This is a genomic window from Stenotrophomonas sp. GD03794 (genome assembly GCF_029842145.1).
In the GTDB taxonomy this organism is placed as follows: domain Bacteria; phylum Pseudomonadota; class Gammaproteobacteria; order Xanthomonadales; family Xanthomonadaceae; genus Stenotrophomonas; species Stenotrophomonas riyadhensis.
In genome coordinates this window covers 1-18,731 of sequence record NZ_JAOCFV010000054.1, presented here as the reverse complement: position 1 = coordinate 18,731, position 18,731 = coordinate 1, and the positions used below count along the sequence as shown (strand labels likewise).

Sequence of the window (18,731 nt, the reverse complement as noted above, 5' to 3'; positions counted from 1 at the left end):
CGCAGCAGGCCGGCGCGGCAAAATGAATGCACCATGAATAGATTCAATTGTTACTTTTTCATGGCGTAGGGTGCCTGCCCTCCGCCTGCGTTTATCCCCGAGTCACATTGGCGTGACCAGGGAGAAATCATGTACCGACCGTTGTTCGCCCGCAGTCGCTTGTCTGTCGCGCTGGGTTCGGCATTGATGCTGGTGGCCGCCGCACCGGCCATGGCGCAGCAGGCCGCCACGCAGGAACAGAAAGCCGAGCCCGCCAGCAGCAAGACCCCCGTGCAGCTGGACCGGATGACCGTCACCGGCTCGCGCATTTACCGCGCCGGCTTCGATACGCTGGAGCCCGCCGCGGTGGTCAGCCGTGAATCGATCGAGAACTATGGCGACACCAACCTCATCGACGCAGTGACCCGGATTCCCGGCGTCAGTGCTGGCGTGAGTTCACGTGGCGACCAGGCCGGGTTCGGCGCCGGCGTCAACTTCGCCAGCAAGTTCGGCCTGGGCAGCAATCGCCTGCTGACCCTGGTCAATGGACGCCGCTTCGTCACCTCCACACCGCCCACCATCTTCGGTGCCGGCGGCGGCTCGGGCATCCAGGTCGACATGAACGCCATTCCCAGCGTCATGGTGCAACGCATTGAAAGCCTGAGCGTTGGCGGTGCACCCACCTATGGCTCGGATGCGATCTCCGGCGTCAACAACATCATCCTGCGCGACCGGTTCGAGGGTGCCGAAGTCGAACTGGGCTATGGCAGAACCAGCAAGAACGACAACGAGCGCTACTCCTGGTCGGCCATCTTCGGTACCGGATTCGCCGATGGGCGTGGTCACATCGTGGTGGCGGCGGAACTGGACAATGCCGATGGCGTGAACGCGCTGCAGCGCGATTTCTACCGCCAGGGCTACAGCCTGCAGGCCAATCCCACGGCGGCCAACGCCACTGCCCAGCCCCTGCGCCGGCCAACCAATGATGGCCGCATCGACGGCAGCATTCCGTTCAATACCGGGCCGGCCGACGGCATCCCCGACCAGGTCTGGATCCGCAACCGGCGCATTGCCAGCATGACCTTCGGTGGCCTGGTGATGCCGGCGACCGGCAGCTACACGCGCAACGGCCTGGGCGACATCCTTGGCTTCGGCCCGAACAAAGACAAACTGTGGCAGTTCAACAACGAGGGCAAGCTGGTCGAGTTCAACCCCGGCATCAGCTACGCGGGCGGCAACGCCTCGGGCGGGGACGGCCTGAACCTGTTCGAGACGGTGCCGCTGATCGCCGACCTCGAACGACGCTCGGTGTTCTCCACAGGCAGCTTCGACTTCACCGACAACGTGCGCGGCTTCTTCGAGCTTTCGCGATACGAAGCGACCGCCCGCGAAACCCTGGACCAGAACGTCTACAACGCCGTGTCCTTCGGCAATGCGCGCCTGGACGGCGGCGGTGCCGCCAGCGGTGCACTGACCTTCAGCGCCAGCAATCCGTTCCTGAGTGCGGAAACCCGCAAGATCCTCGCGGACAACGGCATCACCTCGTTCCGCCTGTCGCGTTCTTCCCGAGACCTGTCGATGAACAACGCCAGCACCGAGACCCGCCTGACCCGCGCGGTGCTCGGCCTGAACGGCTTCTTCGATATTGGAAAGCGCAGCTTCAACTGGGAAGCCAGCGTCACCCACGGCCGCGGTGACTTCGACTACCTCGGCACCGGCCTGATCCAGCAGAACTTCATCAATGCAATCAACGTCACCACCGACGCCAGCGGGCGCATCATCTGTGATGCCACCCGTCCGGGCACCACGGCCGATGCGAACTGCCGCCCGCTGAATCTGTTCGGCGAGAACCAGGCGTCGCGCGAAGCCCTGGACTATGTCTCCACCCGGACCGTGGCCAAGGCGCAGACCCGCCAGACCGTCATCAATGCGTCGGTATCCGGCGGCCTGTTCGATCTTCCCGGCGGCGAGCTGTCCGCGGCGGCCGGCTTCGAACACCGCCGCGAAGAAGGCTCCTTCACCCCCAGCGAGTACCAGCGCCTGGGCCAGGGCCGTTCGGTGCCGACCCAGGCGGCGGAAGGCAAATACCACACCAATGAAGTGTTCGCCGAAGTGCTGGCACCGCTGTTCAATCCCGACTGGGATATCCCGGGCCTGCATCGCCTGGACCTGACCGCCAAGTTCCGCCGCGTCGACAATTCCGTCGCCGGCGCGTTCAATGCGTTCACCTACGGCATCCAGTACGAACCGATCGCCGGCCTGCAGCTGCGCGGCAACAAGACCCAGTCACTGCGCGCGCCGTCCATCGCCGAGCTCTACACCACCCAGCAGCCGGCCTACTACAACATCCCGGAAGTGTGCTCGCTGGACAACATCAGCGGCGGCTCCAATCCGGCGGTGCGTCGCCGCAACTGCCAGGCGTTCTTCGCCGCCTACCCGGGCGCCGATCCGAACACCTTCCGCCAGCAGCCGACCAATACGCTGGGCTCGACCAACGGCAGCACCCGCCTGCAGAACGAAACGGCGAAGTCGTGGACGGCCGGCATCGTGTTCGCGCCGGAATGGATCCCGGGCCTGCGCGTCGCCGCCGACTGGTATGACATCAAGATCAACAACGTGATCACGTCGCTGAGTGCCAACGACATCATCACCGGTTGCTTCGACACTGCCGACTTCAACGCCGCCAACGTGCCCAACGCCAACCGCTTCTGCAGCTTGGTGACGCGTGATCCGAACACCGGCGTGGCTACCGACATCAAGACCGAGTATGGCAACGGCCCGGTGCTGATGTTCCGCGGCTGGACCGCCGAAGTCGGCTACCGTTGGGACCTGTCGCGCTTCGGCGTGCTGGACCTGGACTTCTACGGCTACATGCCGAAGAACCGTGGCCAGGCCGCGAACCGGGACGTGCCGTTCGTCGAACAGGCGGGCAGCTTCAATGAACCCAAGCGCCAGTTCCGCTGGACCGCCCAGCATCGCATCGGCAACTGGAACTACGGCGTGGCCTCCAACTACACCAGCCGCGCCCAGTACACGATGACCGATACCCCGGAAAGCCGTCAGTACTTCTACCGCGACAGCTGGACCACCTGGGACGCCAACGTCACCTACCGCATCACCGACGCCGCGCGCGTGACGTTGTCGGTGATCAACGTGGGCGACGACATCGGGCCGTTCCCGTATGTGCTGGATGCACTGGGCCGTCGCTACATGGCCAGCCTGCGCTACAACTTCAAGTAGGCCTGGCGCAGCGTTTCCACAGGCGGGGCCCGGTGTACGGGCCCCGCCTTTTTTCAGTTCGCCCTTGGATTCTGCAATGTTTCGTATGGACGTCCCCCTCTAGCGGGGCCGACCATCAAGGGAACATCACGCGGAATGAAAATCGATGAAGCACCACCAGAAGATCGCCTACATTCTGCCTGCAGCTCCGGCGAGTCATTGGGGTTTACGCGCATGACAGTCGGCATCCGGCTTGGACAGATCACCGATGAGATAGGAAGTTCCAGCTTCCTGTACGCGTTCTTCTCAACCATCTCCGGGAATCTCGAACCGGATGGATGGGGAAGCCGATTCCCTATCCTCATGAGGCAGCTATATGCCGGCAGACTGCAGCAATCGGATGCTGCCGACGCACTGGCCGAACTGCATATGGTTCGACGTGAGCTGGCCGATCTGCCGCCAGCCCGTGTCATCTGGTCGCTCGAGGATCGAACCCAGCATCTACCGTTGGGAGACGATATCGCTCCCGACATCGACAGCCTGGCGACCTACTTCGTGACCGCACATGGGCGTGATCTGATTGCGCTTCTGATTGATGTGCTTGAAGCACTCCAGGAAGGCGAAGACACGTCCGCCCGGATCGTCAGCTACTGACGCCCCAGGTTCAGTCAAACAAGCCCTCACCCGCCAACCGGGTCAGTTCATCCACCACGTAGCGCACCTTCGGCCGCAGGTGACGCGTCGGTGGCCACAGCGCATGGATGTCGATGTGCCGCTGCATGTGTTCGTCCAGCACCGATTGCAGCGCGCCGGAATCCAGATGGCGGCGCACCAGTGAAATGGGCATCTGGCAGATGCCGAGGCCGGCGATTGCCGCTTCGATCACCGCGTCGCCGTCATTGAGTTGATACGGCGCATTCGGAATGAATGTCCCTTCGTCCTCCTTGCTGCCGATCCGCCACCACACCGGTTGCCCGTGCCGGAAGCCAACAATGCTGCGGTGCTGCGCCAGTTCCTCCACCGTGCGCGGCACGCCATGCGCCCGCAGGTACTCCGGCGATGCGCAGGTGACCAGGCGTTGGCGCCCCAACCGGCGCGCGACCAGGTGCTCGGCCTGGTGCAGCCCACCGAAGCGGATCAGCAGGTCGATGCCCTCTTCGACAGGATCGACGAAGTGATCGGTGAAGGTCATCGTCAACTGCAGGTCCGGATACTGCCGGCACAACCGCAGCAGCACCGGCAGCACCACCAGCCGCCCGAACGAGGACGGCATGTCGATGCGCAGCCGCCCGCTGGGCAGGCCCGCCGAACCCAGACAGGCCTCGGCCGCGGAGATTTCTTCCAGCGCCGCCGCACAGGAGGCGTAGTACGCCTCGCCATCAGTGGTCAGTGCGATGCGCCGCGTAGTGCGATGGAACAGGCGCACACCCAGCCGCGTTTCCAGCCGGGCGATGGCCTTGCCCACCGCCGAGCGCGAGATGCCCAGCGCGTCTGCCGCCTCGGTGAAGCTGCCCGAGCGTGCGGTCGTGACGAACGTCACCAAGCCATTCAAGGATTCCAGCGGCAGCATCGTTCGCACCCCCATTGGGGACAAATAGTCCCGCCCCAAGGGAGATCGAAGCGCTTTATGCACCCGCATGTCAACTCCATCCTGTGTGCATCGCGCCGCTGGCGCCTCTCCCCCGCACCGAGATGACCGACATGACCACCGCCCTCTTCCGCCCGTTCGACCTGTCAGGAACCGCCCTGCGCAACCGCATCGCAATGGCGCCGATGACCCGCGCCCGCAATCCCGGCGCGATCGCCAACGCGCTCACCGCGCAGTACTACCGGCAGCGCGCCAGCGCCGGCCTGATCATCAGCGAAGGCACGCCGGTCTCGCCGCAGGGCCAGGGCTACATCGATGTGCCGGGCATCTGGTCGGCCGAGCAGGTGGCCGGGTGGAAGCTCGTCACCGAGGCGGTTCATACCGCGCAGGGCACGATCTTCGCCCAGCTCTGGCACGTTGGCCGCATGTCGCATGCCTCGCTGCAGCCCGGGGGCGGTCAACCGGTCAGCGCGGGTACGCGCCCGGTCGCCAGCGCACCGAAGAACACCTCGTTCGTGTACCTGGACGATGGCAGCCGTGGCCACGCCGATCCCACTCCGGCACGTGCACTGCAGACCGCGGAGATGCCCGGCATCATCGACGACTTCGTACGCGGGGCGGACAACGCCATTGCCGCCGGCTTCGACGGTATCGAGCTGCATGCCGCCAACGGTTACCTGTTCGAGCAGTTCCTCAACCCGCTCATCAACCAGCGCGAAGACCGCTATGGCGGTTCACTGCACAACCGCGCGCGATTGATCCTGGAAACGGTCGACGCGATGGCACAGCGCATCGGTGCGCATCGCATCGGCGTGCGCCTGGCACCGAACAACCTCACCTTCGACATGCCGTTCTACCCCGACAACGAAGCCACCTATCTGTACCTGGCCGAGGAACTGGGCAAGCGCGGGCTGGCCTACGCGCACCTCAATGACAACCTGCAGGCCGGTCAGCCGGTGCTGGGCGAGGCCTTCCTGCAGCAGTTCAAGCAGGCCTACGGTGGCACCGTGATCCTGGCCGGTGGCATGACCCGCGAACGCGCCCTGCAACTGGTCGAGGCCGGCACCATCGACCTGGCCGCATTCGGCCAGCCGTTCATCGCCAACCCGGATCTGGTCGAGCGCCTGCAGCACGACGTCGCGCTGGCCACGCCCGACCGCAACACCTATTACGGTGGTGGCGAAGCAGGCTACCTCGACTACCCGCGCGCGCCGTAGAGCCACGCGATGCGTGGATGCGACGCGCCACTCGCCACAGGACACATCACGGCGCCTTCTCCACCTTGGTCGAGTCCGAATCAAAGGTCAGCACACGGGTGCTGATTTCGCCCTTGGCCGAATCCTTGCGACTCAGCTCAAGCCGCCCCTGGTTGCCCTGCGCCACCAGGCTGGCGGCGAAGCTGCCCTCGTTGGACAGTGCCGTGATCACGGCGGAGCCATCGGGTGCGACCCTCATGCCCGCCCGATCGCGAACCTTGTAACCCACGCCAACCGGTGCATCCAACGCCATCACCGCGCTGCCGTTGGCCATGGTGCCGATGCCACCGCGCTCATCGCCCTTCGCATCGTAGATGGTCATGCCCGTTGCGCGTGAGTTGCGGGCAATGTCACTGGCATCCTCGGCAATCTGCACGCGCGTGCGCCCTTCACTGTCGAGCACGGTCAGCTTGTAGGTACGGATCTCCGGCACCACGCCGGCATCAGGTGTGGCCACGCTGGTTCCGATCAGGGCCAACGATGCGCCCAGCGCGAACATCGAGGCAGCCAGCAGATTCCTGCGGCGCAGCCCGTGCTCCAGGCGTTCCAAGCGTAGGGCTATATCCTGCTCATGCATGTTGTGCTCCCTGGTTGAGCCTGTTGTTGTTCCGTCACCTGCCATCAGCCTCCACGTGGACCACACGGGTGGATGCTCCGCCTTCGGCGGAATCCACGCGGCTCAGCTCCAGCTGTCCTTCCGCCCCCTGCGCGACCAGCCTGGCGGCAAAGCCCCCGGCGTTGGACAGGACTCCGATGAGCGCCGAGCCGTCCGCGCCCACGTTCATTCCGGCCCGATCTGACACGCGATAGCCAACGCCACGCGGGGCATCCAGGGCAACCGTGGCGCTGCCATCGTCGGCGGTGACCATGCCGCCGCGTTCCTGTTCATTGCCATCGAAGATAATCAGCCCCGCCACCCGCGCATTGCGCTTGATATGCAGGTCCGGCGCGTCCTCGCCGATCTCCACCCGCTTGCGCCCTTCCTGATCAAGCACGATCAGGCGCTGGGTGCGGATCTCCGGAACAATGCCGGCCTCCGGCCTGGCAAAACCGCGACCGGCCAGCACGATCGACATCATCAGCACGGGCGCTGCCACCAGCAGCCAGCGCCATCGGGCTGCCTGTTGCTCCAGCGTGCGTAGTCGCGCTTCCACTTCCAGATCCCGCATGGAATCCTCCCTGGCAACGAGGCCACCAGTCGCAACGACCGGACACTCCGATCCTGAACTACAGTGCGATCCTAGACCGCCCATCCGTGCCCAACAACATGACGAAAGTCCCCATGAACTCCGTCACCACGTCGTTCATCGTCAACCTCGACGTGCCCGATCTTGCTGCCGCTGAAACCTTCTACACCGAAGCCTTCGGCCTGCGCATCGGCCGCCGTCTCGGGCCGGAGGCCGTGGAACTGCTCGGCGGGCCAACACCGTTGTACCTGCTGCAGAACGAAGCTGGCAGCGTCGCTACTGAAGACGGCGACGTGCGCGACTACGAGCGCCATTGGACGCCGCTGCACCTGGACTGGGTGGTGGATGACATCGAAGTTGCAGTGGTACGTGCGGTTGCGGCCGGGGCGACACTTGAGCAGTCCGTGCGCGAGCGTCGCTGGGGGCGCATCGCCGTGCTGGCCGATCCATTCGGCCATGGCTTCTGTCTGATCCAGTTCAGTGGCGAAGGCTACGACGTGCTGGTCGAATGACCGGCGCATCGTTCACCACGGCAACGGCACCGCTTCGCCGTTGGCACGCTCGCCGTAGTACAGCGACGGCAGCAGGCGCGAGAGGAAACTGAACTCCGTATAGCAGTGCTTGAGCAGGCCCAGGCCGACAGCATCGCCGGCATCGCGGTGCGGATCGGTGCTGTCCAGGCCGAGTACGAAGCGGCTGCGCAGCACGCAGCCAAACGGCGTATCGCGCGCCACGTGCAGCATCTGCCCGTCGCAGGGATCACCGTTTGCATCCAGGCGTACGTGGTCACCGAAGCCGATGCGCGCGGCGATCACCGCCGATACATCGCCTGCATCCTGTGCCACCTGCAGGCGCTCGGGCACCAGCAACGTGCGCGGGTCATGGAACTTCAGGCGCGCCGCCACCGGCGGAATGTCAGCCAGCGATTCCACGGCATGGATGCTGGCACCGTGGTAGCTGCGTCCACGCTGCCAGGCCGCGTCCCAGCCGCGATGCTCGACATGGTCGACCGGATGCCACCAGCGGATGTGCTGGGTGGTCTCGAAGAAGGTGAACCACCAGTCCAGCATGCGGCCCTTGCAGCCGTGCAGATCGGTACGCACCGCCACCAGCAGGGTGCCATCTTCGCGGCGCTGGATGCCGGTTTCCAAGCGCATCGGTGCGGGGTCGAGCAGATCGTGGTGGTCCAGCCAGGCGCGGGCGTTCACAGCGGTATCCATCGGGGTCTCCTGCATGTCGGGAGACCTGACAATACGGAAACGCTTTTCGTTTCGCAATTATCCGAATGCGGTAAGATGGGCGCAATGAACAGCACCACCCTGCCCGAGCCACCCTCACCAATCCGCCGCCGCGGCCGCCCTGCGCGGCCGGAAGCCGAAGTCCGCCACGCCGTGCTGCAGGCCACGCTGGAGCTGCTGCTGGCACAGGGTTACGAGGCCACCACCATCGAAGCGGTGGCGGCGCACGCCGGGGTGGCGAAGAAAACCGTGTACCGCCACGCCAGCAACCGCGAGGAACTGGTCGGGTTGGCAGTGCGCGAGTGGACCGACGGCTTCGCGCCGCAGTTGCAGCGCGATGCGCGCAATGCCGACGAGGTGCTGCCGTTGCTGCAGGACATCCTGCAGGCGGTCTGCGCGCAGGCACTGTCGGCGCAGGCGGTGCAGGTGTTCCGGCTGCTGGCCACTGACTTTCCTGGCAAGGACGCGCTGCTGCAGGCCTACCTGGACAACGGCATCGAACGCGGCCGTGCGCTGCTGGCCGACTGGCTGGCGCGGCAGCAGCAGCGCGGGCTGCTGCGCGAGGGAGATGTCGCGTGCATGGCGCGACTGATCCTGGCGATGGCCGTGGCCGAGCCGCTGCGCGAACGTGTGATCGGCGTGGTGGCCGCAGATGCCCCCGTAGAGGTGCATCTGCGTGATTGCCTGGAATTGTTGGCACCCGTACTGCAGGTACCGTAGCCGGCCGCATCCACGCATGGCGTGGATCTACCGGCAACGCTTCGGATCAGGTCACGACTGCACGTAGGGCATTTCGCTGTCGATACCATCGAACGCGATCAGCTGCAGCAGCGGCTGCACGTCCTCGTCACTGATCTCACCCGCAGTGATGTCCTCCACGCGTGCATACAACGCCTGCAGCGCAGCTGCCTGCTCCCCTCGCAGCCAGCCACGATGGGTACCGAGCCAGGCCTGCAGATTGGTTCCGATATCGCCCTCCGAAAGCAGCGAATCCTCTTCCTCCAGCTCCACCACCGCTTCGGCCATCTTGCGGAACAGGAAGTCCTGGAAGTTCGCAGCCAGCAGATCGGCGCGATCATCGTCATGCCAGACCAGCAGCACCGGCGACTCACTGGAGCCCGGTGCATTGGTCCAGAAACAGTAGTGATCACCCGCGCCAGTGCGCGCGAACGGCAGCAGTTTCAGGTCATCGCGCAGCGGGTTGTAATGATCTTCGGCAGTCAGATCTTCCCAGGCTGCGCGCAGTTCGCTCGGCTCGATCGGTTCATAGTCGTTGGCATACAGCAGTACCGGCGGCTGCGGCTGCACCTGCGGGAACACCGTGCGGTACCAGTTCGGGCCCTGCTCGCCCCAGCTGAAACGGTTGCCTTCCACCAGCTGGCGGAACAACGGCGGGAAGGTCTGGCCGGAAGCCTGTTCGAGATCGGCGAGCATGCTCAATGACGTCCTTTTGTTGAGAAGACTCACTCTAGCGGGTGAACGCCATCCCCGCATGGCGCGGATCTACTCGGAAACCTCTCGCTGGAGCCGGTCATTGGACGGCTCTGCGCCATCCGCTGCGATTCACTCGCGCAGCATATCCACGAACGCACGCAGTGCGGCAGGCATCTGCCGCTGCTTCGGGTAGTACAGCGCGAAACCGGCGAACGGTTCGCTCCAGTCTTCCAGCACCGCCACCATCTGCCCCGAGTCGATGTACGGCCGCGCGGAGTCTTCCAGCACATAGGCCAGGCCGATGCCATCGAGCACCGCACTGACCACGGTGCCCTGCTCGCCCAGCGTCAGCCGCCCCGGCACATCGATCTCCAACGCCCGTCCCTCGCGTTCGAACTGCCACTTGTACAGATGGCCACTGGCGAAGCGGAAGCGGATGCATTCGTGCGCGGCCAGGTCGCGCGGGTGCTGCGGCGCCGGGTGCCGGCGCAGGTAGTCCGGCGAGCCGACGATCAGCCCGCGCAGCGGTGGCCCCATCGGCACCGCCACCATGTCCTCCGGCACGAACTCATGCAGGCGCACGCCGGCGTCGTAGCCCTCGGCGACGATGTCGACCAGGCCATCGTTCTCGGTCAGTTCCACCCGGATGTCCGGATGCGCGTGCAGGAAACGCGCCAGCCGCGGCCGCAACTGGGTCGGCACCGCCGCGCGGGTGGCGTTGATGCGCAGCAGGCCGGCCGGGACGGCCCGGAACTGGTTCATCTCTTCCAGCGCGTCATGCACCTGCCCCAAGGCCGGCTGCAGGCGCTCGAGCAGGCGCTGCCCGGCCTCGGTCAGGGCCACGCTGCGGGTGGTGCGATGGAACAGGCCCACGCCCAAGCGTTCTTCCAGCGCGCGGATCGCATAGCTCACCGCCGAGGTCGACAGCGCCAGCTCGGCGCCGGCGCGGCGGAAGCTGCGGTGGCGGGCGACCGCCGCGAACGCGGCCAGGTGCGAGAGGTTGTCAGTGGCCATGATTGTGCAGTTCCACTTGATGAATCATGCCGATATCCGCGCTTCTTGCAGCTGGGTACGGGGCGTATTGTAAAACGCCTTTCGACAAACCCTGCCAAGGATTCCCCATGTCCCTCGCCCGTGGTTACGCCGCCCATTCACATACCGACCCGCTGATCCCGTACGAGTTCGAACGCCGCGCGGTCGGCCCGGACGATGTGCGCATCGAGATCCTTTACAGCGGCATCTGCCACTCCGACCTGCACCAGGCCCGCGACGACTGGGGTGGCTCGATCTACCCGATGGTGCCGGGCCACGAGATCATCGGCCGCGTCACCGAGGTCGGCAGCAACGTCACCCGCTTCAAGGTCGGCGACCACGCCGGCGTGGGCTGCATGGTCGACTCGTGCCGCCACTGCGACGCCTGCGAGCACGACCTGGAGCAGTACTGCGCCGAAGGCGCGACCTGGACCTACAACGGCCGTGAGCGCGAAAGCGGTGCGCCGACCTACGGCGGCTATTCCGACCACGTGGTGGTCGAGCAGCGCTTCGTGGTGAAGGTATCCGACACCCTCGACCTGAAGGCGGCCGCGCCGCTGCTGTGCGCCGGCATCACCACCTGGTCGCCGCTGCGCCACTGGAAGGTCGGCCCGGGCCAGAAGGTCGGCGTGATCGGCCTCGGTGGCCTCGGCCACATGGGCGTGAAGTTCGCCAAGGCACTCGGCGCGCATGTGGTGATGATCACCACCACGCCGGAAAAGGGCGCCGACGCCAAGCGCCTGGGCGCCGACGAAGTGCTGGTCTCGCGCGACGCTGCGCAGATGAAGGCGCATGCCGGCAGCTTCGACTTCCTGCTCAACACCATTCCGGTTGGCCATGACACCAACCCGTATATGGGCCTGCTCAAGCGCGAGGCCACCATGTGCCTGGTCGGCGTGCTGACCGAGCTGGATCCGCCGCTGACCGGCGGCAGCGTGATCTTCGGCCGCAAGCACCTGACCGGCTCGGCGATCGGCGGCATGGCCGAAACCCAGGAAATGATGGACTTCTGTGCCGAGCACGGCATCGTCAGCGACGTCGAGATGATCGACATCAAGAACGTCAACGAAGCCTGGGAACGCATGGCGAAGAACGATGTGCGCTACCGCTTCGTGATCGACATGGCGACGATGAAGAACGCCGCCTGATCGATCGGCGACTGTGAACGAAGAACCCCGGCACTGCCGGGGTTTCTTTCTGGTCGTGCCGGCCGCTGGCTGGCACCATCCATACGTTGGCATGACGAAGGTCAAGGCAGCGGCCGCCCCCTCCGGCGCAGACTCGCTGCATGGCCCGTCTGCCCTCCCCTGCGATGCTGATGCGCGCGCCGCACCGGCTGCTGTTCTTCATCGGCGCCAGCAACCTGCTGCTGGCAATGCTGTGGTGGGCGTTGTGGCTGGGCGCTCTGCGCGGACTGTGGACGCCGCAGCCATCGCCGCTGCCTCCGGCCTGGCTGCACGCGCTGCTGATGCAGTACCTGGTGCTGCCCAGTTTCATCTTCGGCTTCCTGCTCACCGTGTTCCCGCGCTGGATGGCACAGCCGGAGCTGCCACGCAGCCGTTATGCGCCGGTCGGCATCGGCCTGTTTGGTGGGCAGGCGCTGCTGATTGCCGCCGCCTGCGGGTGGACACCCGGACTGTGGCCCGGCCTGCTGCTGGCACTGGCCGGCTGGAGCGCCGGACTGATCGTGCTGGGACGCGTGCTCAAGGCCGCCGGTCCCAACCGCAACTGGCATGCGCGCGCCTGCTATGCCGCACTGCTGCTGGGCTGCCTGGGGCTGCTGCTGTTCATGGCAGTGGTGCGCGGCCACGCCACCCTGATGCCGGTCACGGTGGCACTCGGCACCTTCGGCCTGCTGCTGCCGGTCTACCTCACCGTCGCGCACCGGATGATCCCGTTCTTCGCCAACAACGTGGTGGACGGCTACGTGCCGTGGCGACCGCTGCGCTGGTTGGCCGCGATGTGGGCGCTGCTGATGCTGCGCCTGCTGTTGAGCGCGTTGCAGATCGACCACCTGCTGTGGCTGGCCGATGCGCCGCTGCTGATGTTGTCGCTGCAGGCGCTATGGCACTGGTGGCCACGCGGGCCGATGCCGGGCCTGCTCGCGGCCCTGTTCCTGGCGCTGGCGTGGCTGCCGATCAGCTTCGCGTTGTATCTGCTGCAGGACATCGGCCAGATGCTCGGCCATCCGCAGCTGCTCGGCCGCGCGCCGCTGCATGCCCTCGCCGTGGGCCTGTTCGGCAGCCTGCTGGTGGCGATGGTGACCCGGGTCACCCAGGGGCATTCCGGGCGACCGCTGGTGATGCCGGCAGTGGCCTGGTTTGCGTTCGTCGCGCTGCAGGCGGTGGCGATCATGCGCATCGTCGCCGAACTGATGCCCGACGCCTATGCGTGGCATTTCGCCGCAGCCATCGGCTGGTTGCTGGCGCTTGCACCATGGGTGGCGCGTCTGGGCTGGATCTACCTGAGCCCACGGCGCGACGGCAAGCCGGGCTGACATCACCGCCGGGCATGGCACCATGGTGGGCATGTCCGATATCCCGCTCGATCCCACCGCAATCACTACCTTCGCCGATGGCGACCCTGACGAGAATCCCTGGGTTCTCGGCGCGCCGCAGCCGGAAGCGCTGCAGGTGGTGCCCTGGTCCACGCTGTGGGCCGACCAGTTCGAGCAGCAGCGCATGCTGCTGCAGGCGGCACTCGGCAACATCGCGCTGGGCATTGAACACGTCGGCTCCACCGCGGTGCCGGGCCTGCCGGCCAAACCGGTACTGGACATCGACCTGCTGGTTGCCGATCCCGCCGACGAAGCGGCCTGGCTGCCACCGCTGCAGGCACTAGGCTACGTGCTTACCATCCGCGAACCCTCGTGGTACCAGCACCGCATGCTGCGGCTGGACGTGCCGCGCGTGAACCTGCACGTGTTCGCACCTGGTTGCGCCGAGCACATCCGCCACTGCTTGTTCCGCGATTGGCTGCGCAGCCATGAAGACGACCGCAGGCGCTATGCACAGGCCAAGCAGGCAGCACTGCAGGGCAATGCCAACGTGCAGGCCTACAACCGCAGCAAGCAGGATGTGGTTCGCGGCATCTACGCGCGCCTGTTCGCAGCGCGCGGGTGGTGACGCAACGGCAGGTGCCGGCCCCGGTTGGCACCTGCCGGAACAGTGTCAGTACGCGAACTCGCGGAACACCGGATCGACGTCGCCGTGCCAGCGGCCATGGAACAGCGCCAGCTTGCGTTCGGCCGGGGTCAGGCCGGACTCGACGATCTCCTGCAGCACGTCCAGGAACTTGCTCTCGTCCTGGCCGTCGGCATTGCGCGCCGCGCGGCGCTTGAGGCCTTCGACGGAAATCTTCACCGCTTCACGGGCCAGGTCGCGCACGCTGCCAGTGCGGAAGGGCAGGTTCATCGCATGCTTCGGCACGCCGTCGCGCAGTGCATGGCGCTCGGCCAGGGTGAAATCACGCACCAGGTCCCAGGCCGCATCCAGTGCGGTGTCGTCGTACAACAGGCCCACCCAGAATGCCGGCAGCGCACACAGGCGGCTCCACGGGCCACCGTCGGCACCGCGCATTTCCAGATACTTCTTCAGGCGCACTTCCGGGAACGCGGTGGTCATGTGGTCCGACCAGTCGCGCAGCGTCGGCAGCGCGCCCGGCAGCACCGGCAGCTTGGCCTGCATGAAATCGCGGAAGCTCTGCCCGCTGGCGTCGTGGTAGATGCCATCGCGGTAGGAGAAGTACATCGGCACGTCGAGCAGGTAGTCGACATAGCGCTCGTAACCGAAGCCATCCTCGAACACGAAGTCGAGCATGCCGGTGCGGTCGGCGTCGGTGTCGGTCCAGATGTGCGAGCGGTAGCTCAGATAGCCGTTGGGCTTGCCTTCGGTGAACGGCGAATCGGCGAACAGCGCGGTGGCGATCGGCTGCAGCGCCAGCGACACGCGGAACTTCTTCACCATGTCCGCTTCGGTGGCGTAGTCCAGGTTCACCTGCACCGTGCAGGTGCGGGTCATCATGTCCAGGCCCAGCGAGCCGACCTTGGGCATGTACGCGCGCATGATCTTGTAGCGGCCCTTCGGCATCCACGGCATCTCATCGCGCTTCCACTTCGGCTGGAAGCCCATGCCGAGGAAGCCCAGCTGCAGCTCACCGGCCACCTGTGCCACCTCGTTGAGGTGGGTGCCGGTCTCCACGCAGGTCTGGTGGATGGTCCCCAGCGCCGCGCCGGACAGTTCCAACTGGCCCGCCGGTTCCAGCGTGACCGAGGCGCCATCGCGCAGCAGGGCGATGGTGTTGCCGTTCTCCTGCACCGGCTCCCAGCCGAAGCGGACCAGGCCGTTGAGCAGTGCCTCAATGCCACGCTCGCCCTCGAAGGTTGGCGGTCGCAGGTCATCCAGGCGGAATCCAAACTTCTCGTGCTCGGTACCGATGCGCCACTGCGCGCGGGGCTTCTCGCCGGAGGCGATCACCTCCACCAGCTGCGAGCGGTCGGTAATGGGGGTATCGGCGACGTGGCTGGGGCTCGACAAGGGGAAGGCTCGCTGGACAGTGGCAGGGGATGTGGGGCCCGGGGCCTTCCATCGCAAGGGCGCACTATAGCGTGGCACCCCGTTGCGTCATGCGACGGTGACGGGTTTCAGCATCCTACCGACGCCCTCTTGACCCTCGTACACTCAAGCCATGAGCCGCCATTCACGACACCCCGAACTGCACCGCTCCGAGCGCGTCGGCTGGCTGCGTGCCGCCGTGCTGGGGGCCAACGATGGCATCGTCTCGGTGGCCGGCCTGGTGGTCGGCGTGGCCGCCAGCGGCGCCTCCGCAGCGACCATCCTGGCCACCGGCGTGGCTGGCACCGTGGCCGGCGCGATGTCGATGGCTGCTGGCGAGTACGTCTCGGTACAGACCCAGGCCGACACCGAAGACGCCGACCTGGCGATGGAAAAACGCGAACTGCACGAAGACCCGCACAGCGAGCTGGAAGAGCTGGCCGCGATCTACCGCCACCGCGGCCTGGACCCGGCGCTGGCACGGCAGGTGGCCGAGCAGCTCACCGCGCACGATGCCTTGGGTGCCCACGCACGCGACGAGCTGGGCATCACCGATACCCTGCGCGCGCGCCCGCTGCAGGCGGCGCTGGCCTCGGCCGGGGCGTTCACCTGCGGCGCCGCATTGCCGGTGCTGACATCGCTGCTCACCCCGGTGGACAAGGTTGCAGTGATCACCACCGGCAGCACCCTGCTGGGCCTGTGCCTGACCGGCGCGATGGCGGCCCGGGCCGGCGGCGCACCGCCGGTGCGTGGCGCGATCCGGGTGATGTTCTGGGGCGCGCTGGCAATGGCCGCCGCTGCAGGCGTCGGACGTCTGTTCGGCGCCCACGTGGCATGACCACCATGCTGCCCCCGGCCACCGTACTACTGGCCGAGATGGCCAGCCTGGCCGGCTGCGCACGCGCCGAAGGCTATGCATGCATCACCGCTCGCCAAGAGCATGGCGCCAGCTCGGTGGAGATTCCGCAACCACAGTTCGCGATCCTGCTGGAAGGCCGCAAGCAGGTGCGTACCGCGCACCAGTCGCTGGAATTCATCCCTGGCGACATCCTGCTGCTGACCCAGCGCTGCCGTATCGACGTGGTCAACAGCCCCGATCCGCGCAGTGGCCGCTACCTCAGCGCCATCGTGCCGCTGTGTGCCGAAGTGCTGGCGGCCGCACGCACGCTGTGGAGCGAGGAACTTCCCGCCGCTGGCCAGGCGATGGCGCGACTGTCGTTGATCGACCATGGCACGGTGCTGCGCCAGTGGCGGCAATCGCTGCAGGACGGCCGTTACAGCGAAGCCCGGCTGGCCCTGGCCTCGCTGGTATTGACCCTGTGCCGGCAGGGCCACGGCAACCTCTTGCTGCCACAGGCACCGAGCCTGGGCGAACAGATCCGCGACCGCATCGCCGCCGAACCGGCTCGCGACTGGCAATCGCGTGATGTGGAAGAACAGTTCGCGCTGAGCGGTGCGACCCTGCGCCGTCGCCTTGCGGCCGAGGACACCAGCCTGCGCCAGCTGCTCACCGAGGCGCGCCTGGCTCACGGGATGCAGCTGCTTTACACCACCGACCTGCCGTTGAAGACCGTCGCCGCACGCGCGGGCTACCGGTCTGCGGCGAGTTTCAGCAAGCGCTTCGCCGAGCAGTACGGACTGGCTCCTACAGACATTTGAGGGGGTTCGGCAGGGCTGCGCCCTGCACCTGCAGAGGCGACAGCAAGAGCCGAAGCAACAGCAACAGCAACAGCGGGCTATCCGTGGGATGGCGGGGCGGTGTCGGAGTGCGGGGACGCTGCAAGTACGTCCCTGTAAGCTTGGCAGCCGCATCCATGCGGCTGACACCCCGCACTCCGACACCGCCCCACCTTCGACGGGTTCACTCGGCTGTTGGTAGGTGTCGACCTTGGTCGACACGATTTTTCTGTCAGATGTCGAAATCGATCTGGGGTCAGATCCGTTTTCCTACGGAAAACGGATCTGACCCCACGAGCTGTTCCAACAGATCGCAGAAAACTGTCGAAGGCGGGGTGGGTCCGGTTGCGGGGGCGTGAGCGCCATGGATGGCGCGACCGAGCCTACAAGGACGTATTTACGGAGTCCCCCGCAACCGGACCCACCCCGCCATCCCACGGATAGCCGCTGTTGCCTCGGCCGTTGCTCTGGCTCGTAGCGGGTGCAGGGCGCAGCCCTGCAGACAACACCCCTCCCTGAGCATTCCGCGCAGTGGTTTGAGCGCCGTGCACACGCCGGCCACGGCACGCTGGGCGCAACGGAACCGCCCGTCATCCACCGAGAACCGCCATGACCCTGCGTCCCTTGCCGCTACGCGGCGCCCTGCTGCTGGCCCTGTCGTCCCTGCCGCTGGCCGCGCTGGCCGAAGCCACTTCGCCCGCCCCCACCCAGCAGGTCCCCGGCGTCTACCACCAGCGCATCGGAGCGCTGCAGGTCACCGCCCTGTTCGACGGCGTGGTCGCACTGGGCCGGCAGGAAGTGGTCGACGTGCCGCCAACGCTGGTCAGCCGCCTGCTGGAGGGCCGCTACGTGCCTGAAGACAAGAAGGGCCTGCAGACCGCGATCAACGCCTTCCTGGTGCGCCAGGGCAACCACCTGACCCTGGTCGATACCGGCACCGCGCAGTGCTTCGGCCCCGGCCTGGGCCAGGTGCTGGGCAACCTGCGCGCCTCCGGCGTGGACCCGGCCGAGGTGGATGAGGTGCTGCTGACCCACGCCCATCCGGACCATCTGTGCGGCGTGCTCGACGCGCAGGGCAAGCCGGCCTACCCGAATGCCACGGTGTGGCTGTCCAAGGCCGATGCCGATTACTGGCTCAATCCGGCCAGCGAGGCCACCGCGCCGAAGGGGGTGCGCTTCGCCTTCCCGCTGGCGCGCAACGCGGTGGCGCCTTACCAGGCCAGCGGCCACCTGCGCACGTTCAGCCCCGGCGATGCCCTGCCCGGTGGCGCGGTGGCGATGGATACCCATGGCCACACGCCCGGCCATGTCTCCTACCGGTTCGACAGCCAGGGCCAGTCGCTGCTGGTATGGGGTGATGTGCTGCACTTCCATGCGGTGCAGTTCGCGCACCCGGAAGCCGCGTTCGAGGCCGATTCGGACCGCAAGGCGGCCACCGCCAGCCGTCGCAGCCTGCTGCAGCAGGCCACCGCCCACGGTTGGTGGGTGGCCGGTGCACACCTGCCGTTCCCCGGCCTGGGCCATGTGCGTGGCGAGGGCAAGGCCTATGCGTGGGTGCCGGCGGAATA

General features: G+C 66.4%; 18 protein-coding genes. 11 read left to right on the top strand and 7 right to left on the bottom strand.

Going from position 1 to position 18,731, the window contains the following annotated elements; genetic code table 11:
• Window positions 1-129 precede the first annotated feature (129 nt).
• Window positions 130-3,219 (top strand): TonB-dependent receptor, encoded by a 3,090-nt coding sequence (locus tag N5D91_RS20330; RefSeq protein WP_180854358.1) that lies wholly within the window; start codon window positions 130-132, stop codon window positions 3,217-3,219.
• A gap of 135 nt (window positions 3,220-3,354) precedes the next feature.
• Window positions 3,355-3,852 carry an Imm70 family immunity protein gene (locus N5D91_RS20325; RefSeq protein ID WP_248858280.1) on the top strand — a complete coding sequence of 166 codons (498 nt, stop codon included), beginning with the start codon at window positions 3,355-3,357 and terminating at the stop codon, window positions 3,850-3,852.
• Between the two features lie 10 nt (window positions 3,853-3,862).
• Here N5D91_RS20325 and N5D91_RS20320 read toward each other — a convergent pair whose 3' ends face one another.
• A complete protein-coding gene (locus N5D91_RS20320) occupies window positions 3,863-4,768 on the bottom strand; it encodes a LysR family transcriptional regulator (RefSeq protein WP_180854359.1) in 906 nt (301 codons plus the stop codon).
• A gap of 131 nt (window positions 4,769-4,899) precedes the next feature.
• Between N5D91_RS20320 and N5D91_RS20315 the strand changes: the two genes are divergently transcribed.
• On the top strand, window positions 4,900-6,003 hold the full coding sequence (locus N5D91_RS20315; RefSeq protein WP_180854360.1) for an alkene reductase: 1,104 nt from the start codon (window positions 4,900-4,902) through the stop codon (window positions 6,001-6,003).
• A 46-nt stretch (window positions 6,004-6,049) separates the two neighbouring features.
• Here the strand turns inward: N5D91_RS20315 and N5D91_RS20310 are convergent, their stop codons facing one another.
• Together N5D91_RS20310 and N5D91_RS20305 are read right to left on the bottom strand one after the other, a co-directional pair.
• Complete coding sequence (locus tag N5D91_RS20310) at window positions 6,050-6,592, bottom strand: hypothetical protein (RefSeq protein WP_180854361.1); 543 nt, start codon at window positions 6,590-6,592, stop codon at window positions 6,050-6,052.
• A gap of 61 nt (window positions 6,593-6,653) precedes the next feature.
• On the bottom strand, window positions 6,654-7,211 hold the full coding sequence (locus tag N5D91_RS20305) for a hypothetical protein (protein ID WP_180854362.1): 558 nt from the start codon (window positions 7,209-7,211) through the stop codon (window positions 6,654-6,656).
• A 113-nt stretch (window positions 7,212-7,324) separates the two neighbouring features.
• Here N5D91_RS20305 and N5D91_RS20300 point away from each other — a divergent pair, with 113 nt between their 5' ends.
• Window positions 7,325-7,741 (top strand): VOC family protein, encoded by a 417-nt coding sequence (locus N5D91_RS20300; RefSeq protein ID WP_180854363.1) that lies wholly within the window; start codon window positions 7,325-7,327, stop codon window positions 7,739-7,741.
• A 12-nt stretch (window positions 7,742-7,753) separates the two neighbouring features.
• Here N5D91_RS20300 and N5D91_RS20295 read toward each other — a convergent pair whose 3' ends face one another.
• Window positions 7,754-8,449 carry a hydrolase gene (locus N5D91_RS20295; RefSeq protein ID WP_180854364.1) on the bottom strand — a complete coding sequence of 232 codons (696 nt, stop codon included), beginning with the start codon at window positions 8,447-8,449 and terminating at the stop codon, window positions 7,754-7,756.
• 75 nt (window positions 8,450-8,524) lie between these two features.
• On the opposite strand from N5D91_RS20295, the gene N5D91_RS20290 reads away from it, so the two are divergent.
• A complete protein-coding gene (locus N5D91_RS20290; protein ID WP_279908578.1) occupies window positions 8,525-9,187 on the top strand; it encodes a TetR/AcrR family transcriptional regulator in 663 nt (220 codons plus the stop codon).
• Between the two features lie 51 nt (window positions 9,188-9,238).
• Here N5D91_RS20290 and N5D91_RS20285 read toward each other — a convergent pair whose 3' ends face one another.
• Window positions 9,239-9,901, bottom strand: a complete 663-nt coding sequence (locus tag N5D91_RS20285; RefSeq protein ID WP_248858284.1) for an SMI1/KNR4 family protein — start codon at window positions 9,899-9,901, stop codon at window positions 9,239-9,241.
• Between the two features lie 129 nt (window positions 9,902-10,030).
• Window positions 10,031-10,915, bottom strand: a complete 885-nt coding sequence (locus N5D91_RS20280; protein WP_180854367.1) for a LysR family transcriptional regulator — start codon at window positions 10,913-10,915, stop codon at window positions 10,031-10,033.
• Window positions 10,916-11,022: 107 nt separating this feature from the next.
• On the opposite strand from N5D91_RS20280, the gene N5D91_RS20275 reads away from it, so the two are divergent.
• The 3 genes from N5D91_RS20275 (at window position 11,023) to N5D91_RS20265 (ending at window position 14,058) form a co-directional block, all read left to right on the top strand.
• Entirely contained in the window at window positions 11,023-12,081 is a 1,059-nt protein-coding gene (locus N5D91_RS20275) for an NAD(P)-dependent alcohol dehydrogenase (RefSeq protein ID WP_005419275.1), read from the top strand.
• Between the two features lie 140 nt (window positions 12,082-12,221).
• Window positions 12,222-13,430 carry an NnrS family protein gene (locus tag N5D91_RS20270; RefSeq protein ID WP_180854368.1) on the top strand — a complete coding sequence of 403 codons (1,209 nt, stop codon included), beginning with the start codon at window positions 12,222-12,224 and terminating at the stop codon, window positions 13,428-13,430.
• A gap of 31 nt (window positions 13,431-13,461) precedes the next feature.
• Window positions 13,462-14,058 (top strand): GrpB family protein, encoded by a 597-nt coding sequence (locus N5D91_RS20265; RefSeq protein ID WP_258011533.1) that lies wholly within the window; start codon window positions 13,462-13,464, stop codon window positions 14,056-14,058.
• Between the two features lie 45 nt (window positions 14,059-14,103).
• On the opposite strand, the gene N5D91_RS20260 is transcribed toward N5D91_RS20265, so the two are convergent.
• Window positions 14,104-15,468, bottom strand: a complete 1,365-nt coding sequence (locus N5D91_RS20260; protein WP_180854370.1) for a glutamate--cysteine ligase — start codon at window positions 15,466-15,468, stop codon at window positions 14,104-14,106.
• 151 nt (window positions 15,469-15,619) lie between these two features.
• Between N5D91_RS20260 and N5D91_RS20255 the strand changes: the two genes are divergently transcribed.
• From N5D91_RS20255 to N5D91_RS20245, 3 genes are all read left to right on the top strand, one after another.
• Complete coding sequence (locus tag N5D91_RS20255; protein WP_180854371.1) at window positions 15,620-16,324, top strand: VIT family protein; 705 nt, start codon at window positions 15,620-15,622, stop codon at window positions 16,322-16,324.
• The gene (locus N5D91_RS20250) at window positions 16,321-17,145 is read left to right on the top strand and encodes a helix-turn-helix transcriptional regulator (RefSeq protein WP_180854372.1); all 825 of its coding nucleotides are present in this window, start codon (window positions 16,321-16,323) and stop codon (window positions 17,143-17,145) included. The genes N5D91_RS20255 and N5D91_RS20250 overlap by 4 nt, the downstream gene beginning before the upstream one ends.
• Before the next feature lie 627 nt (window positions 17,146-17,772).
• Window positions 17,773-18,731 (top strand): MBL fold metallo-hydrolase (locus N5D91_RS20245; RefSeq protein WP_279922733.1); only part of this gene is annotated, 959 nt, incomplete at its 3' end.

What these genes read in the sequence shown, in the direction of transcription:
- N5D91_RS20275 (WP_005419275.1), top strand. Translation starts at nt 11,023, where the DNA reads ATGTCCCTCGCCCGTGGTTACGCCGCCCATTCACATACCGACCCGCTG.
- N5D91_RS20325 (WP_248858280.1), top strand. Translation starts at nt 3,355, where the DNA reads ATGAAAATCGATGAAGCACCACCAGAAGATCGCCTACATTCTGCCTGC.
- N5D91_RS20320 (WP_180854359.1), bottom strand. Translation starts at nt 4,768, where the DNA reads ATGCTGCCGCTGGAATCCTTGAATGGCTTGGTGACGTTCGTCACGACC.
- N5D91_RS20305 (WP_180854362.1), bottom strand. Translation starts at nt 7,211, where the DNA reads ATGCGGGATCTGGAAGTGGAAGCGCGACTACGCACGCTGGAGCAACAG.
- N5D91_RS20270 (WP_180854368.1), top strand. Translation starts at nt 12,222, where the DNA reads ATGGCCCGTCTGCCCTCCCCTGCGATGCTGATGCGCGCGCCGCACCGG.
- N5D91_RS20255 (WP_180854371.1), top strand. Translation starts at nt 15,620, where the DNA reads ATGAGCCGCCATTCACGACACCCCGAACTGCACCGCTCCGAGCGCGTC.
- N5D91_RS20285 (WP_248858284.1), bottom strand. Translation starts at nt 9,901, where the DNA reads ATGCTCGCCGATCTCGAACAGGCTTCCGGCCAGACCTTCCCGCCGTTG.
- N5D91_RS20330 (WP_180854358.1), top strand. Translation starts at nt 130, where the DNA reads ATGTACCGACCGTTGTTCGCCCGCAGTCGCTTGTCTGTCGCGCTGGGT.
- N5D91_RS20295 (WP_180854364.1), bottom strand. Translation starts at nt 8,449, where the DNA reads ATGGATACCGCTGTGAACGCCCGCGCCTGGCTGGACCACCACGATCTG.
- N5D91_RS20250 (WP_180854372.1), top strand. Translation starts at nt 16,321, where the DNA reads ATGACCACCATGCTGCCCCCGGCCACCGTACTACTGGCCGAGATGGCC.
- N5D91_RS20280 (WP_180854367.1), bottom strand. Translation starts at nt 10,915, where the DNA reads ATGGCCACTGACAACCTCTCGCACCTGGCCGCGTTCGCGGCGGTCGCC.
- N5D91_RS20300 (WP_180854363.1), top strand. Translation starts at nt 7,325, where the DNA reads ATGAACTCCGTCACCACGTCGTTCATCGTCAACCTCGACGTGCCCGAT.
- N5D91_RS20315 (WP_180854360.1), top strand. Translation starts at nt 4,900, where the DNA reads ATGACCACCGCCCTCTTCCGCCCGTTCGACCTGTCAGGAACCGCCCTG.
- N5D91_RS20265 (WP_258011533.1), top strand. Translation starts at nt 13,462, where the DNA reads ATGTCCGATATCCCGCTCGATCCCACCGCAATCACTACCTTCGCCGAT.
- N5D91_RS20290 (WP_279908578.1), top strand. Translation starts at nt 8,525, where the DNA reads ATGGGCGCAATGAACAGCACCACCCTGCCCGAGCCACCCTCACCAATC.